At 48.6% G+C, this 16,645-nt stretch carries 13 protein-coding genes; all 13 read right to left on the minus strand.

All coding sequences use genetic code 11. The annotated features are described in order from the left end of the window. Window positions 1-171: transposase (locus L5M18_RS18010; protein ID WP_263190459.1), on the minus strand; the 171-nt coding region annotated here is incomplete at its 3' end. A 371-nt stretch (window positions 172-542) separates the two neighbouring features. Next, window positions 543-869 carry a DUF3325 domain-containing protein gene (locus tag L5M18_RS18015; protein WP_263198071.1) on the minus strand — a complete coding sequence of 109 codons (327 nt, stop codon included), beginning with the start codon at window positions 867-869 and terminating at the stop codon, window positions 543-545. Beyond that, window positions 866-2,455: a PepSY-associated TM helix domain-containing protein gene (locus L5M18_RS18020; protein WP_263198072.1), complete on the minus strand. Its 1,590-nt coding sequence runs from the start codon at window positions 2,453-2,455 to the stop codon at window positions 866-868. Before L5M18_RS18020 ends, L5M18_RS18015 begins: the two co-directional genes overlap by 4 nt. Beyond that, entirely contained in the window at window positions 2,452-2,820 is a 369-nt protein-coding gene (locus tag L5M18_RS18025; RefSeq protein ID WP_168826169.1) for a hypothetical protein, read from the minus strand. Before L5M18_RS18025 ends, L5M18_RS18020 begins: the two co-directional genes overlap by 4 nt. Then, on the minus strand, window positions 2,813-5,980 hold the full coding sequence (locus L5M18_RS18030) for an efflux RND transporter permease subunit (RefSeq protein ID WP_263198075.1): 3,168 nt from the start codon (window positions 5,978-5,980) through the stop codon (window positions 2,813-2,815). Before L5M18_RS18030 ends, L5M18_RS18025 begins: the two co-directional genes overlap by 8 nt. Before the next feature lie 4 nt (window positions 5,981-5,984). Then, entirely contained in the window at window positions 5,985-7,034 is a 1,050-nt protein-coding gene (locus L5M18_RS18035; protein WP_263198077.1) for an efflux RND transporter periplasmic adaptor subunit, read from the minus strand. A 26-nt stretch (window positions 7,035-7,060) separates the two neighbouring features. Next, window positions 7,061-7,702: a DUF4198 domain-containing protein gene (locus tag L5M18_RS18040; protein ID WP_263182205.1), complete on the minus strand. Its 642-nt coding sequence runs from the start codon at window positions 7,700-7,702 to the stop codon at window positions 7,061-7,063. 39 nt (window positions 7,703-7,741) lie between these two features. Next, window positions 7,742-9,928 (minus strand): TonB-dependent siderophore receptor, encoded by a 2,187-nt coding sequence (locus L5M18_RS18045; protein WP_263173900.1) that lies wholly within the window; start codon window positions 9,926-9,928, stop codon window positions 7,742-7,744. Window positions 9,929-10,330: 402 nt separating this feature from the next. Continuing rightward, entirely contained in the window at window positions 10,331-11,578 is a 1,248-nt protein-coding gene (locus L5M18_RS18050; RefSeq protein WP_263198078.1) for a glutamate-5-semialdehyde dehydrogenase, read from the minus strand. Between the two features lie 46 nt (window positions 11,579-11,624). Beyond that, entirely contained in the window at window positions 11,625-12,725 is a 1,101-nt protein-coding gene (proB, locus tag L5M18_RS18055) for a glutamate 5-kinase (protein WP_105250714.1), read from the minus strand. 11 nt (window positions 12,726-12,736) lie between these two features. After that, window positions 12,737-14,233: a sodium/proline symporter PutP gene (putP, locus tag L5M18_RS18060; protein ID WP_168826179.1), complete on the minus strand. Its 1,497-nt coding sequence runs from the start codon at window positions 14,231-14,233 to the stop codon at window positions 12,737-12,739. 3 nt (window positions 14,234-14,236) lie between these two features. After that, window positions 14,237-14,413, minus strand: coding sequence for a hypothetical protein (locus L5M18_RS18065; RefSeq protein ID WP_168826181.1), 177 nt, complete (start codon window positions 14,411-14,413; stop codon window positions 14,237-14,239). A gap of 163 nt (window positions 14,414-14,576) precedes the next feature. Continuing rightward, complete coding sequence (locus L5M18_RS18070) at window positions 14,577-16,643, minus strand: FUSC family protein (protein WP_263198079.1); 2,067 nt, start codon at window positions 16,641-16,643, stop codon at window positions 14,577-14,579. Window positions 16,644-16,645: the final 2 nt, after the last annotated feature.

Raw genomic sequence — 16,645 nt, forward strand, 5'->3', positions numbered from 1 at the left:
TAATGTTTTACCTGGCACAGGGCGACCCTCTTTTTTGGCTTTATCTCGCCAATGATACAGGGTTTGGTAGGAGATCCCCTCACTGCGAGCCACTTCCGTGACCGTCATATTGTGGGGAGGTAATAATTTCTTTAAGACAGCGTCTTTACGTTCAGGTGAATATCGTTCCATTGAGCTCTCATTGACCGCCCCCTTTATTTAATTATTGGATGATTTTAAGGGGTGACAACAATCCTGACACAGGGGGCTCACTACACGTTGAATGGTTTAGTGTAGTTGAGCATCTGCAAAAAAAGAACTTACACTCATTAAATTTCAAACGCTTTACTCACATACCGTATCAGTAGGATGTGTTTGTTAAATATTTGTAGCCGTCTAACTTATAGGGATATTTCTTATAAAATAAAAGTGCTGTTTGTCTTTGGAGTGTGAGTGCTTAATCATTTTCAGTATGATCATATTGGATTAGGGTTTGGCTATCCACCTCACTCTCTGCGATTTGCTATCAAGCCTAACTCATCTTAGTTTCGGTTATGATTGACTTAATACAACAAACCGAGCAAACACACTACGGTGCTGGCGGGCAATATGGGCTGTAACCAGCGTGGTTTGTAACTGAGTAAAATCACTAGGATTATCGAACTTAAACACACCCAGCCGAGCAGTAATACGCTGGCGTACGCTGGGCCGTAATGACGACTGGCAAGCCAATAGCACAGGACGAGCGTTGCAGTACCAGCGGTGCGAAATCCGCGTGCCTGTGCATCGGTTAACGGGCGGTTACGCACGGCGCGGTGGTGGTTAAAATAAGATAATGCCAACAGCCCCATGGCGATAAAACAGGTTAACAATTCGCCTGTGGCTGTCATGATTCAACTCCTAATTCTGTCGTCGCTTTGGCTACCCGTGTAGCCAGCACTTTTTTAGGGCTACGCAAGCGTTTGGCTGCCATGTAAAACAGCGCTGCAAGTCCGAGCATCATGAGATCAAATCCTGCGAGAACATAGGCTTGGCGCTGTAGATTGCTTATCAGCTGATACTGCGAAGTCATGGCGTTGAGCAGAGGTAGCAGGCCATAAAGCAAGGATGTGAGTAAAAAGAGTCGTTGCCATGTTTGTTTATCTCGTTTGAAACAAGCGAGCAGTGCGACTAACGCCCAACTGATAAAGAAACAATGGATTTCCCAGTTCTCTCTATCCGCAAAGGTGACGGGTAAGAGTCGATTGGCATAAAAATAACAGGCTAACGCAATGGGCAGGCCAGCAAAGGTGGCGAGATTCAACATGTTCACTAGCGTGAGCCCGCTATGATTCTTATCTTTTTTAAGCTGCTTTTGTGCCAGTTTATCGGCCCACATAATCGCGCCGCTGGCGATCATCACGCAGCCCGTTAATCCCGCCAGTAAATACAGTAAACGTAGGCCTTGGCCTGCAAAGCGACCACTGTGCAGGGCTATCATGGCACTTTGGGTTTGATTCGCTCCCGAAGTCACAGCCGACTGCGCCAAAACAGCACCTGTCACAGTAGACAAGTGATACCAAGGCGCTTGCTGATTTAAGCTGTGCTCAGGGGCGATTTTGACTGTTACGCTGGCATTGCTGTCGTTGAGATTATCAAACTGCAAGCCTTCAAGTGGCGACTCACCCACGACACTGTGAATCGCACTGAGTAAACTCTGACTATCGAGCATAGTGGCTGGCGTGCCAGTGGCGGCGGGAGTTTGGTAAATTGGTTTCCATTGCGAATAAAAGGCTTGAGTTTCATCACCATATTGCGTGTTAAGTCCCCATGGCATATACATAAACATCAGGGTCACTAGGCCGGTATAAGTGATCATAAGATGAAAGGGCAATGCGAGAACTGAGCTGGCGACATGGGCATCTAACCAAGAGCGCGGGCCTTTTCCGGGGCGAAAACTAAAGAAATCCTTAAAAATACGTTTGTGGATCACTATCCCGCTGATGATGGCGACCAACATGAACATAGTGCAAAAGCCGACAATCCAACGCGCCGTGAGCACACTCATGTAGTACAAGTCGAAATGCAGTCGATAGAGAAAGTCGCCCCCTCGGCTTTCCCGTGCTTTAGGTAAGGCTTCACCTGTTGCAGGGTTAATAAAGCCTTGATGATAATCACCAAATCGCTGGCCTTCAGCGGCGGGATCGCTCCATGCATAGGTCAGTAATGGCATCCGTTGTGTGGGTAAGTAAATCCACCATGACTCAGCGTCAGGCGCTTGTTGTGCCAAGGACGTGAGGCCCTTGAGTATCAATTGTTGATTATCCGCATTGGCATCATATTGGCTGCTGTGGTTTTCGGGTTGCATCCACAGGTTGATTTCAGCACGGTAATAGGCCGCTGTTCCGGCGAAAAAAACCAGAAACAACACCCAGCAGGTGAGCAATCCAACCCAAGTGTGTAGCCAAGTCATTGAACGAAAAAAGGAGTCTTTCATAATCCACTCCCTTGAGCGCTTGTTGCATCAAACGCTTTAGCGGCGAGGTAAGCTAAATACAGCAGACCGCTAAGCGCGAATAAATCCAGCCAGTATCGCCATGTTGATTTAACGCTGAACACCCAAATCACGGCGCAGGTGTACACAGTAAATGACAGCATCATGGCGGTTAACACCCGATCAACCTGAGATAACGGCAGGATTTGCGCGAATAAAATAGTCGCTACTGCACTTAACAAATAGCCGCCAAAGGTTGCTGCGAGGCAGCGATTGCCTATGTTCAGGCTATCGCTCCAGATGGCTGACGTTTTCCAGCGCATCAGTCTTTGTGTTAACGGTGGAGTCATGTTGGTTTTTTCAGTCATGATGGTGTGCCACTTCTGCTGAATTTGTCTTGTGGGTGCGGGATAGCACAGAGATTAACAGGGCGGGTAAAAAGGTTAAGCTGAGTAGCGTTGCCACGATAATGCCTGCCAATACCACTATGCCAACGCCGCGGTAGAGTTCGCTGCCAGCACCGGGGAATAACACCAACGGCAATAACCCAAACAAGGTTGTCGCGGTAGACATTAGAATCGGTCGTAATCGACTGGCGACGGCAGATTTTACGGCATCAACGATACCAAACTGACCCGATTGCAGGTTTTTACGGCTCTGTTCCACGATCAAAATCGGGTTGTTAACGACAGTGCCTAATAGGATTAGAAATCCAAGCATAGTAATCATATCAAAGGGTTGGTGCCAACCTTGGCCGCCAAGATACGCAAATAAGCTGCCAGTATAATTAAGCGCTTGTAAGCCGACTAAACCGCCCGCAAGTCCGAGCGGGATAGTGATCAGTACAAATAACGGATAACCCCAGTGATTAAAAATCGCGACTAATAACAAGTAGATGATCAACACGGCGACCAGAAAATTGCTGGAGAGTGCCGCTTTCGTCGCTTCGAGTTGATCGGCTGCGCCCGAAATGTCCAAACTGACATCTTTGCCGACAGCACCCTGTTGATAGAGGATGGGGACTAATTCTTCCCGCACCTTAGCAACAGCGGTTTCTAACGCAATGGAACGCGGCGGAATAATGTAAAGAGTCACGGTTCTGCGGCCATCGACGCGGCGTAAACTGTCGCTATCCATTTGCTCACTAATGTCGGCCAAGGCTTGCAGTGGCAGTACATTACCCTTAGGCGTGACTATCGGCGCGAGTGCCAATTGCGACAGACTCTGTTGATTGCCTGCCAGACTAAATAGAAAGATATCCACCTTGTTATCATTGAGGAAAAACTCGTCGACATAGGCGCCATCGCTCAGTGCCGAAACTGCATAGCCAAACTCGCTGCCGCTAAAATCTTGTTCTACAAGACGTTGCCAGCGAGGGGAAATCTGCCACAGCGGTTGATCTAGCGACAAGGTCGATGGGTCTGAATACCGCTGTGGTTCGGCAAATACTTTTTCCGCCGCTTGATACGCCGCTTCTGCAGCACGATAGAGGCTGGCTTGATTCGGGCCAGAAATATCCAAGGCGACAGCGCGGGTGCCACCATCGTTGCTGGAAATAATGGAGCCCCGCGATGAATAGGCGCGCATGCCAGGATATTGCTCAAACAAGGCGGTGAGTGAGCTCATCATGGCATCCATATCTTGGCTGCGAACGGGCTCGCTCATCACCCAAATACTGCCGACACCTACGCTGAGGGTATAGTATTTTAGTGGCGGGACTTTTTGCTCACCACGTTCAAAGGATGCCGCCTCGGCATTGACTCTCGCGGATAGCTGAGTCGTTAATTCTTCAGCAATTTTAGCCATTTCGGATAGGTTGTAACCCGGCGGCGCGACCATAGAGGTAAAGGCTTTTGGTTCTTCGCCTTCGGGTAAATATTCGGCCGGAGGCATAAGCCAAGCCGCAAGCCCAATCGTCGAGACGAGTGACAGCACAATCACAAAGATGCGGCGTCTTGCCGACAGTACAAGTTGGCTGACTAAGCTCAATATGCGTGATGCTTTGGGCGGCTCACTTTGGTTTGTCTGCGCCGAGTGCATCTTACCGAAACCAAAACGGGCAATAGCGGCGGGTACGATGAACACCGCGACCAGCATAGAAGCGATAATGGATGAAGCGATGGCAATCGCGATATCCGAGTACAGTTGCCCCGCTTCTTGTTTGATAAATAGAATGGGTACAAACACTAGCACTGTGGTGAGCGTCGAGGCTAATACTGCGGGCCAGACATCGTAGATACCACTTATGGCTGCTTCGAGACGCTCTAATCCGCGTCTGCGCGCTTGTTCAATACTTTCGAGCACCACAATGCTGTTATCGACCGTCATGCCGATGGCAAAGGCAACACCCGCCAGCGAAATGACATTAATGGTGCGATCAAACACCAGCAGCCCGACGAAGGCGGCTAAGGTACATAGCGGAATACCGATAACACCAATCAGGGTGGCTCGATTCGAGCGCAAGAAGAGATACATCACTAAGGTTGCCAGTAAGGCTCCTAGGCCTAAATTGACCCACACATTTGCAACCGAATCTTGCACATAGCGCACATCATCACTGAATAACTCTAACTGCATGGCGTGCTGGGCGAGTTGATTTTGATTGATCTGCGCAATCACGGGCATCATGGCATCTTTGATGGCGATAACGTTAGAACCGACATCCCGTTTGACCGCTAAGCTGAGGGTACGTTCTTGTTCGGCAAAGGACAGTTCTCGGATCTCGGCGTGGTCGAGTTTTATCTCGGCAACGTCTTGCAGCAGAATATTCGTATTACCTTGGCGTTTTAAAATCAGTTGCTTAAGTTGATTTAAATCCTCAAAACGGCCAATTACCCGCAGTAAATAACGTTTTTTACCACTGTCGATATCGCCCGCAGAAGTGTCCTTGTTGCGATCTCGAATGGCTTGGCGCACGTCCATAATGCTGATGCCGCGTTGGGCGAGTTTGGCGGGATCGAGCCGTATTTGAATTTGCCGTTCAGCGCCGCCTTGAATAGTGACAGAGGAAACGCCTTTGACGCGCTCCATTTGTGGGCGAATAAAGTCGTTAGCGAAATCGCGCATCATGTCTATGTCTAGATTCAGCGGGTTCCCCGCGACAGGCACGAGGCGGAAATACATGAAAGCGTTGTCTGAATATGAACTGCTGTAAAGCCTTGGTTGATCGACGTTTTCAGGGTAGGACGATACTTGGCTGAGCGCATTGCTAACACGAATAAGCGCGTCGCTGATCTCAGTGCTTTGGGGGAATTCGAGTTCGATCCATGCCGAACCCGTATCAGCCCAAGATGTCATGCGTTGTAAGTTGGGCAGGGTGCGCAGGTAGCGTTCCTGCTCAAGCAGAATTTCTTTTTCGACGTCTTGCGGTGTCGCTCCCGGCCAACCTGTGGCCACGCTGATGGTGCGCACATCTAAGTCGGGGATCATTTGGATTGGGATACGCAGTGCTGCAGCCGTGCCCAATACGCAAAATATCAAGACGATGACCGACAGTAAGGTGCCATGTTTAATTCCAAACTTCAGCATCCCACTAACCTCCTACTGCAGAGTTGAGTACAGAGACTGGCTGTTGGTCTTGTAGGCTCTCGTTACCGCGGATCACCACGGGCGCGTCTTTAGGTAATGGGCTAAGGATTTCAATCCCGATGGCGCTCGTGTGGCCCACTTGAACGGTATGCCGTTTGGCTATGTTGTTTTGCACGGTAAAGACACTGAACTGGCCGTCGGGGTGACGGACTAGCGCATCTTGCGGCACGACAACACTGTGTTGCGCCCGCTGTAAGTGGAATGTCGCAGTGGCCGATGTGCCGGGCATCAAAAGTCCACTCGCATCAGGAATGGTTAAGCGCACCAAGAAGCTGCGAGCATTGTGGTCGCTCACGGGGACGAGTGCATTCACATGGCCGATAAACTGCTGTTCAGGCAGCATATCTGCGGCAATATCGACTTGAGTTGCAGTGGCTATGTTTTGGAACATTTCCTGTGGGACTTGAATATCGAGCCAGAGCTGTTCTTGGGATACTAAGGTGAAGATTTCAGTGCCGACATTAACCCATTCACCGGTTTCAGTTTGTTTACTTGCAATCACTCCCGCAAACGGCGCGATCAGTTGGTGGCGGGCGACCACCTCTTTTTGGTGTGCTAATGCCGCCGTTAAACTTTGCAGATTGGCTTCGGCCTCGGTGACTGCCGCTTGGCGAATCGCGCGCTCAGTTTCGGGAAATAATTGCTGAGAACTGAGCGTTTGTGCCTCGGTGAGGAGTCGCTGCTTTTCTGCCAGCATGGTCTTAGCGGCCATTACATCGGCCTGACGCTGTGCTAATTGGTGTATGGCTAAGGTGTCATCGAGTGCGAGCAAAGGCTGGCCAGCGGTAACGTTAGAGCCCGCATCGACCAGTACTTTGGCAACTAAGCCATCGGTACGTGCAGATAAGCGGGCTACCCGTGCGGATTTAATGGAGCCACTGAGTGGCAAAAGTTCATTGGTACTGCCTGTTTGGGGCAAGGCGACTGTTACAGGTGCTGTGCTTGCGTGTACTGCAGAACACAGCATGTATAAACCTATCATTAAATAACGCACGTTAACTCCATCTCACTATAAGATTATTACTGAGTGATAAAACTCGTGGTGGTGATGTGTAAAACGCTATCAACCTCGTTGCCTGCGAGTGTTTGTTTACCTTCTGTGGTGTGATTACTGACGAGCAAATAGCGTCCCGCATCTGGGGTATCGAGGGCGAATTTACCTTGGGCATCGGTGGTGAAAGATTTACTCCAAAAACCGGGGCGATAAACTTGTACTGGATGATTCACCAGTGGTGCGCCTTTATAGCTAAGCACAAACTCGGGAACGCCTGACTTTACTGGCGTAAATTCAAAATCTTGCAGCGCTTTTGTGTGTTCTTGTCCCGTGCGGGCATAGAGTATTGCGGCCTGCAATCCGGTCTCAGTTTTCCATGGTTGCCACGCGGTATCGGCATAGAAACTGACATCACTTTTGCCATCTTGGGTTTTGACCAGTAGATGATTGGCCTGCGTTTTGGCGGTTAACGGTGTCTTGGCATTGGCGGCGAAAATACGCGCCGCGCTTAACGATGCTAACTCTTCTGCCGAAGCTTGCTCTGAACCCGGTTCGCCAAATTGCACTTTAACCGAACCATCGTTATTACGCTCAAGCCATACTTCATGTGCTTGAGCCGAAAAAGCGATACCGCCGAGTAAAGTGAGTATTGCAAGTGCTTGTTTCATTTGATTATCCTTAATATTATTTCGGTTTAGGGCTATGTTTTAGAGCGTCCAACGTAGTGATAGTGTGGCATTACGTGGCTCGCCAAAGTCGGCGTAACCCCAGAGTGAACGGTTGTAGTTCTTGTCGAAAATATTGTTAATGTTCACTTGCATAGAAATAGAAGGTGTGATTTGGTAGCCAAACATTAAGTCAACGAGTGAGTAGGCGGATTGTGTTTGGCGGTAAGCCACATTCGGCGCGCCATCGACACCCCAAATAGTGCCTTGATAGAAGGTGCTGCTCTGCCAGCGCCAGCTCGCACCTGCAGTAATGCCCGGCAGAATATCTTCAAAGTTATATTTAGTGGTGAGTTTGAAGATATCTTCGGGTAGATAAGTTTGACGACGTAGGCCATCTTTATCTTCTGCATTGTTGTGGGTATAACCACCGCTGATATCCCATAAGTCGGTAAGACGTCCGGCAATTTCTAACTCATAGCCTTTGGTGGTAATCCCATCCACACTTTCGTAGATAGAGTCACCGGAAGGTAGCTGACCTTTACCTGCATACTCGGGTTCGTTGTCTTTATTGGTTTCGTAGACGGCGGCTGACATGTTTAGCGTGTCATCGAACAGCGCGACCTTGACGCCGCCTTCGACGTTTGTGCCTTCTGCAGGTTCGAGCAGTTGGCCATCTTCACCAAAATAGGTGCCAGGTTTGAAGATTTCAGTACGGCTAGCGTAGACAGAGATCTGCTCGGTCACATCGTAGACTAGGCCGTAGTAGGGGATGAAAATACCGGTTTTTTCCATGGTCGCATCTGTGCTGTTACCCACGAGATCATGCTTTTCATAGGACCAGTTACTTACGCGTCCACCGACCATTAATTTCAGTGAATCCAACAGATTGACACGGACAGTGCCGTAAACACCCGATTGGCTTTGCTCATTGGTTTGGCCATTGGTGGGTGAATTAGGAATATTAGGCTTGGGGTAATTGCCCTGATCCGCAACGTTATAGCGACGTTGGGGGGCGGAGTTCGTGTTGATGTTATCGAACTCGTTGTCACCATAGTTAAAACCGATCACAGCGCTATGTTCACGGCCGAGCAAGTCGAAGTTACCCGTTGCATACAGGTTGAAACTGTTGGTATCGGATTCACGATCATGTTGGGCGGCATAAGTATCGCCCCAAGGGCCAACAAATTCGCCGGTTGATTTGACGATATAATCGCCTGGGTAAAAGGCCAATGCGTCTATGGTGGCGTTAGCAATACGATAGGCACTGACAAGTGACCAGTCGTTATCGAATCTATGTTTAAACTCGGCCATGAGACTTTTTTGGGTCACGTCCCAATGGGTCCAGTCCTGTGAGCTGGAATAACTGCGGCCGAAATCGACAGCTGTGCCATCGGTATAAAATGCGGGATTAGAGTTCCAGTTATACACGCCATCGGTTTGCGATTTTTGATAGTCCGCAAACAGTGACAGGCTAGTATCTACGCCTAGACTCGTTTCAACCACGCCATAAAGCACTGTGGTATCGCGCTGATAGCGGTCGATAAAAGAATCGCCTTTCTTCACCGCACTGACGAATCGACCTTTCACATTGCCTGAATCCGTGAGCCAGCCAGAAACATCGGCCTCAAGTCTATAGGTATTCCATGAGCCATAACTCGCACTTGCCGTGGCGCGGGTGTCATCCGTTGGACGTTTACGAATAAAATTAACCGTGGCAGAAGGTTCACCTAAACCGCTTAAAATCCCTGCCGCCCCTTTTAATACTTCAACCCGTTCGGCAATCACGGGGTCTAAACCTTGATCAATTGAGCCGCTGTAAACATGGGATGAAGAGGTCGTGATTAAGCCGTCAATTTGGACACCGCTGTCGAGTGCATAACCGCGCACGAAAATCTGACTATTTTCAGAGGCATCGCCCACCATAGTGACGCCAGGAGTGTGATTTAACACTGACTCCATAGTGACCAAACCTTTGTCACTGATCATTTCTTCGGTAATCAAAGTGACGCTTTGTGGGGTTTCTTTGAGTGACATAGACAAACCCGTGGCGCTATTCATTGCCGCGCGGGTGTATGTTCCTACCACGTTCAATCTTTCTATCTGTTCTGTATCTTTTTTCTCATCTTGCTTAGGGTCAGTATTGGCTTGAACCGTCAGAGTAAGTGTGCTGAGAAGTACAGGGATCAATGGCGAGCGCCAAGACGTTAAAACAGATAGGGGAGGCATGGTATTTCAATCCTTTCAGGCGATTTCAGATTAAATGATGATTGGTGATCCTGAGTGCAAATAAAGCGTTTAGGTGCAAATGAGAATCGATCGCATGATAGGTTTGTTGAAAATAAATGCAATATGCTCAATGTGTAAATTGTTTAAGCTGGGTTGTAACTTATTGGCGAATAGCTTGTCAGCGAGCTGTGATAAGCCGTCGCAGTGGGATCTGCACTTTTAGCGCATGCCTTACTATAACTCGGTTTCAGGGCATCGACTTGGAACTCAGGCTGTTGTGGATAGGGTCAATTTAGCCAACAAAAAGGCCACAGTCGTTACCGACTGTGGCCTTTAATCTTTACAATTGAATCGAAATCCAGCGGACTTGTTAAGCCTAAAAGTGTGATTTACACCTTAGGTTTATGCCCGTACTTGGCCTGTGCCTGAGACTAAATACTTCTCAGCGGTCAAGGATTCGAGTCCCATTGGGCCATAGGCATGTAGCTTAGAGGTCGCGATGCCGATTTCTGCTCCAAGGCCGAGTTCGCTGCCGTCGGAGAAGCGCGAAGAGGCATTGACCATTACCACAGAAGCATCGACCGCACGTTGGAAGTGTGCGGCAGTGACTTCGTTTTCGGTGCAAATCACTTCGGTGTGCTGGCTACCAAAACGGGCAATATGTTGGATAGCATGGTCAAAGTGATCGACTTGGCGAATGGCAATTTCGAGATCTAAATACTCTTGGCCGAAATCGTCTTCTTCCATGTAAGTACAGTTTTCAAAATAACCACCGGCTTGAGTACAAGCGTTGATTTTAACCTTATGCTTGGCCAGCGCTTTGGCTACTTTAGGCAGGAATTGCGAGGCAATTTCTTGGTGTACTAATAGGGCTTCGAGGGCATTACATACGCCAGTGCGCTGGGTTTTACCGTTGAGAAGTAAGTCCATAGCAATATCCAGATCGGCATCTTTATCGACGTATAAATGACACACGCCTTTAAAATGCTGGATCACTGGGATTTTACTGTTGTCAGTCACAAAGTTAATCAAGCCTTCGCCGCCGCGGGGAATGATCACATCGATATAATCTCGTTGCTGCAGCAGTTCTAGCATGAGGGCGCGATCTGGGTCTGGCACTACAGTGATTAACGCCTCGGGCAAGCCGTATTGTTTCAATACGCTTTGCAAAATAGTGGCGATAATTTTACTGCTGTGCAGCGCCTCTTTACCACCGCGCAGGATCACGGCATTGCCGGATTTAAAGCACAGGGCACCCGCATCGGCGGTGACATTGGGGCGCGCTTCATAAATCATACAAACCACGCCTAAGGGAACGCGCATTTTACTGATGGATAAACCATTAGGTCGTTGACCAATATAGCGTTCGTTACCAATCGGATCGGGCAAGGCGGCAATGGTTTCAATGCCTACCGCCATAGCTTCGATACGCTCTGGCGTTAGCGTTAATCGGTCGAGCATGGCTGGGCCGACGTTATCGGCGGTCGCTCTGTGTAAGTCGATTAAATTTGCACTTTGGATTTCATAGGACTTTTCGCGTAATGAGCGTGCCATGTCGAGGAGTACAGTATTTTTAAGCTGTTCGTCGAGCTGGGCGAGGATCAGAGCCGCCTTGGCAGCTTCTTCAGATAAATTTTTGATTAAAGTCATATTTACTCCGCTTATGTTTACTCGCTTAGTTTTATTCGGCTGATGCTTATTCGAGAATGGCGATGTTTTTCTCGGAAATAATCGGTCCAGTCTTTTGCTGAAATTCACTGGCAAACTCGCGATCGTCTTGGTCCGTAATAAAGCTAAGCAAACAACTGCTGTAATTGGATTTGGCCTTTGCCAATTTAGTGCCATCGTCTTTGCGTACTAAAATGGTGTCACCGACAGAAAAGTCCCCATTGATGGCAACGACATCGTCACTGGTCAATTGCTCGCTATGGATATCAAGGGCGATATTAAAGTCATTTTCAACAATGACTTCGCCTTGAGCCTGCGAGGTATGTGTCATCCAGTGCAAGTGATCCTGCATTGGCTTCTCATCGGGGGTAAATAAGGTTCCTGGGTTTTGGCCCTTCAACAATTGGTTGAATGAGTCGGCATCAAAACCATTAATAATAAAGGTTTCGATCCCGTGGGAAATCGCCTTCTTGGCGGCTTGTATCTTAGTCCGCATTCCCCCCGTACCGACGGCACTGCTAGCGCCGCCCGCCATGGCGTAGATCTCGGCATTAATCTCGGTAACCTGCTTGATAAGCTGTGCATCGGGATATTCATGGGGGTTTTGTGTGTAAAGCCCATTCACATCCGAACAGATAATCAGCGTATCGGCATCGGCCGCCGCGGCGACCATGGCCGAAAGATTATCGTTATCGCCAACTTTGAGCTTGTCGGCGGTGACGGCATCGTTCTCGTTGATGATAGGCAATAGCCCATGTTCGAGTAGGCTGAAAATTGTGTCTTTAATACTGATGTAACGATCTCGATTGCGTAAATCACCGTGGGTTAACAGTAGCTGTGCGGTTGGGAAATCAAATAACTTGTTCCATGTGGCCATCATATCGGCCTGGCCCGCTGCAGCCATGGCTTTCTTCACTGTGACGCTCGGTTTATCAACCTCGCCAAAGTGATGCCATCCTGCAGCGACTGAGCCCGAAGAGACCAAGACAACTTGGATCCCTTGGGCACGACAATAAGTAATAAATTGGGCAATGCCGAGTAAGTAGTGGCTGCTGCAACCTTGTTTGTGTGGAGCAATCAGGGCACTACCTACCTTAACGACAATGCGTTTCCAGGGTAAGTCAGTCATACCTGCGCGCCTCATCTGTCTTCGGCTAAAACACGGCCAGCCTTATGGAATAATTTAGTGGTTTTGGCACAGGGATCAGTATCGAGTAACGAGACTATCCAAATCACCACACTGCTCACGGCAAAGCCGGGGATCATCTCATACACCACTGTGGTTAAAGCTTTACCGTCAGCAAGTACAGGTGCATAAATCCAAAACAACACTGTAGCTGCGCCTGACACTATGCCGGCAATCGCGGCTTTGTGGGTTAGGTTAGCTTTATACAAGCTAAACAAGACTAACGGACCGAAGGCTGCACCGAATCCTGCCCATGCATTACTCACCAGTGATAGCACACTGCTAGAGCGGTCAAGCGCCAGTAGACTTGCGACAATTGCCACGCCAGCTACGCCAAAACGTCCCATTTTCACCATGTCTTTTTCGCTAGATTCTTTCTTCGAGATCACGCGATAAATATCTTCCGTTAGCGAGCTTGATGACACTAATAGTTGCGATGAAATGGTGCTCATGATCGCGGCCAGAATTGCGGCTAATAAGAAGCCACTAATGATCGGATGGAACAACAACTCAGAAAACACGATAAAGATGGTTTCAGGATCGGTCAGCTTCATGCCAAATTTATTGGCGTAAGCGATACCGACAAGACCTGTTGCCAGTGCACCCACAATGGTCACTGTCATCCAGCCCATACCTATGTGTCTGGCGGTTTTAATGTCAGCGACTGAACGAATTGCCATAAAGCGCACAATAATATGCGGTTGGCCAAAGTAACCGAGTCCCCAAGATAAGCTTGAGATAAGCCCTAACATAGTGACGTTTTGCATGGCATCGGTGAAGTGTGGAATCGATTGATACGCAAAGTTCAGCATAGTGTCAGCGCTGGTAAACTCTTGATATGCCACCACAGGCACTAAGATTAAAGCGACAAACATGATACAGCCTTGGACAAAGTCAGTGAGGCTCACTGCTAAGAATCCGCCCAACAAGGTATAAGAAACCACTACGCCGAGGGTGACGACTAAACCTATGTCGTAGTTCAGGCCAAATGCTGACTCAAATAACTTACCGCCAGCCACTAAACCCGCTGAGGTATACAAGGTAAAGAAGATCACAATGATCACGGCCGAGATAATTCGGATACTACTGTTGGCATTGCCGAAGCGTTTAGCAAAAAACTCCGGGATAGTAAGGGCGTTATCCGCGACTTCGGTATAGACCCTTAATTTGGGTGCAACGACCAAGTAATTAATTAGAGCACCAATTAATAGTCCAAGTGCGATGTAAATGGTTTCGAAACCAACCAAAAACATTGCGCCGGGAAGACCCATTAGCATCCAGCCACTCATGTCAGATGCACCCGCTGAGAGTGCGGTGACCTGTGGGCTCACCTTGCGGCCGCCCAAAATATAGCCGGATACATCGCTGGTGGATTTTTTATAGGCGAATAAGCCAATAGCAAGCATGGCGATAAAGTAAATTGCTAAGGAAACGTAAGCCAGGTAATTCATGGGTTATTTGTCTCCTAACGCTTTGTTATTTTGAATAATACTCGGTTTCAAAATGACAAAGAGATAGGTGCTTAATATTGCGCATAAACACATAAACTGCATGGTTTCCTTGGCGTGTAATCGGGTAAAGCTTGCTACTTGCGAGATAAGATTTTCCTCTGGTGGGTTCTCCGTAGACATAATTGCTCCTTGGTTGATAATTGAATTTATATCACCAATATAGTTAGTGATCTAATTATATTAAGGCATTTTATCGGCCAAATATCAAGCTTCTATTGGATTTAAATGGTTTTGGCTGCGGCACGAGGGTGGCTTTTTCGGCGGAAAATAGTTTGAGAACTGACTATTTTTCAGCGGTGTTTTTCTGCTCGGCGATACTGTGGGCAGTGCGTTCGAAGGTTAATGTGATGCGTTCAAACATCCCAGTAATCAGAGTGAATTGTTCGTGGGGTAACGGGCATTGCGCCAGCGCTTGTAATAAGGCTTCGCTGCTGGTGTTAAACTCTTCTGCGACTTGGCCGTGGGCGCAGGCGATAAATGCCTGACCTAAATTGTGTTGCCAGAGGTTGAGTGCATTTTCTAAGTCTGAGTGCGTATCTGAAATCCCCTGCAACATGCGCCGCATTCGAATCGACACATGGCCTAGATTAAGTGCAGTGAACACCAGATCGGTAAATACCCTCGAACTCTTGCCCGAGCCTTTTTCGTAACTGGCGATCCGCAGGAGTCGATCGCCCATGCGGGCGTTAAACCAAGGCTCAGGATCATCATGTTGCGCGATATGCACTAGATCTTTTTGGATAGATTGCAGCAGACGATATTGCATCAGCCGCTGGCTAGGTTCGGTGATCAATTTAAATAGCCAATACAGCACAGTAACGCCAACAAAAATCGCTAAGGCATTGCTGACAGTGTTTTCTATCGCAAATGAAATGGTATTACTGGGCTGTACTAATACCGCAAACGGCACGCAAATCCCGAGACCATAGGGCAAGGTCGGTCGATTCGCTAAGGCGAGTAGCCCAATAAAAAAGGGGCCTGCGAGCACTAAAATGAGGATTTCGAAATCGCCGCTACTCTCTGCCAGCAAAGGTAAAGCGTAAAACACTGTGAGGGGCACAGCGATAGTGATACCAACAAGAATACGGCGCAAAATCGTGGTTAGTATCGGCAGTGGCTGGCGCGCCATCATGATGGAAAAGACTACAGGCATCAGGATCATCATGAGTACCGCACTCGACCCTGTGCCGATCCACAGCGAAGCCCCAATGACAAATACCGCCATGCTGCGTAGACCGGTCGTAAACCCTATCAGTGGATCTCGGTGAAATTCCATTGGCGGCGCGTTGAGTTGTACCGCAGAATTGCTTGTCAGCACGTTATAACTTTTGAGCACCATGATCAGATCGGCGCTTAATTCCATCGCAACTTTGAGTAAGCGAGTCTCTAATGGGCTTCGGTCGCGGTATTGCATCAGGTTTTGCTGGAGTTGATACCTCAAGGTGCGCGCCATTTTGTAGCATTCTTGGTCATCACTGGATTGCGCCATCAAGGTAAAACTACTGCGCATATTGGCTAAGGATTTCGCGAGTGGTTCGCTAACCAGATGGGAATGATTACGTTGCAGCCGGCCAAATATTTGGATTGCCGCCAATAGCGAAAGGGTTTTATTGCAGAGAAAGTTCGGCGCATGGCTCTGCCCGCGTCCTTCGGGGCCTTCATAAATCACTGCGCTGGAGTCGTCACTCAGCGCCGATACTGATTCCATAATAGTGTCGATATGTTCATGGCGGCTCGCATGTACGCCCTGTAAATCGAGTTCTAATGCAAGATAGTTAAGCGTTTGATTAATTGTGTTTTTAGCATGCAGTTGCAGGCCATGTTTTACCTTAGTCGGCCAAAGTAGCGAACTGACCAAGACGGCACAAATTGCGCCGACGATAATTTCGCTGATCCTCGCCTGCGCCACATCGAATATTTTTGCACTATCGGCTGTGCCTGGGCTCGCCATCACAATGAGCACTATCAAGCAGGCTGTCATGCCCGCCATAGCAAAGGCATAGACAAAGTTTTGCTGGCGCACCATGGCCGACAACCCAGAATTTAACCCTATCCAGCAGGCGAGTAATCCTAAGGCGAGTTCGGGATAGGGTGTAAACCCGTTGAGTATGGCAATCCCTGCAAGTGCGCCGACTAAGGTGCCGCCAATTTGGCATAAGCCCTTTTCGATCACGAGGCCACTTTCGGGGCGAATTTGCAAAAATACCGCTGACACCAGCGCCCAATATGGCCGTTCTAAATTTAAAAACATGGCCACATATAAGGCGAGCGCCATCGAGATCACGCCTTTAATCGCGAAGATGAGGGTTCGTCGGTCGGGAAAAAATAAACTCTTAAGTAATAGCGTCATAA

The sequence above is a fragment of the Shewanella sp. SM20 genome, from assembly GCF_025654545.1.
Classification (GTDB): domain Bacteria; phylum Pseudomonadota; class Gammaproteobacteria; order Enterobacterales; family Shewanellaceae; genus Shewanella; species Shewanella oncorhynchi.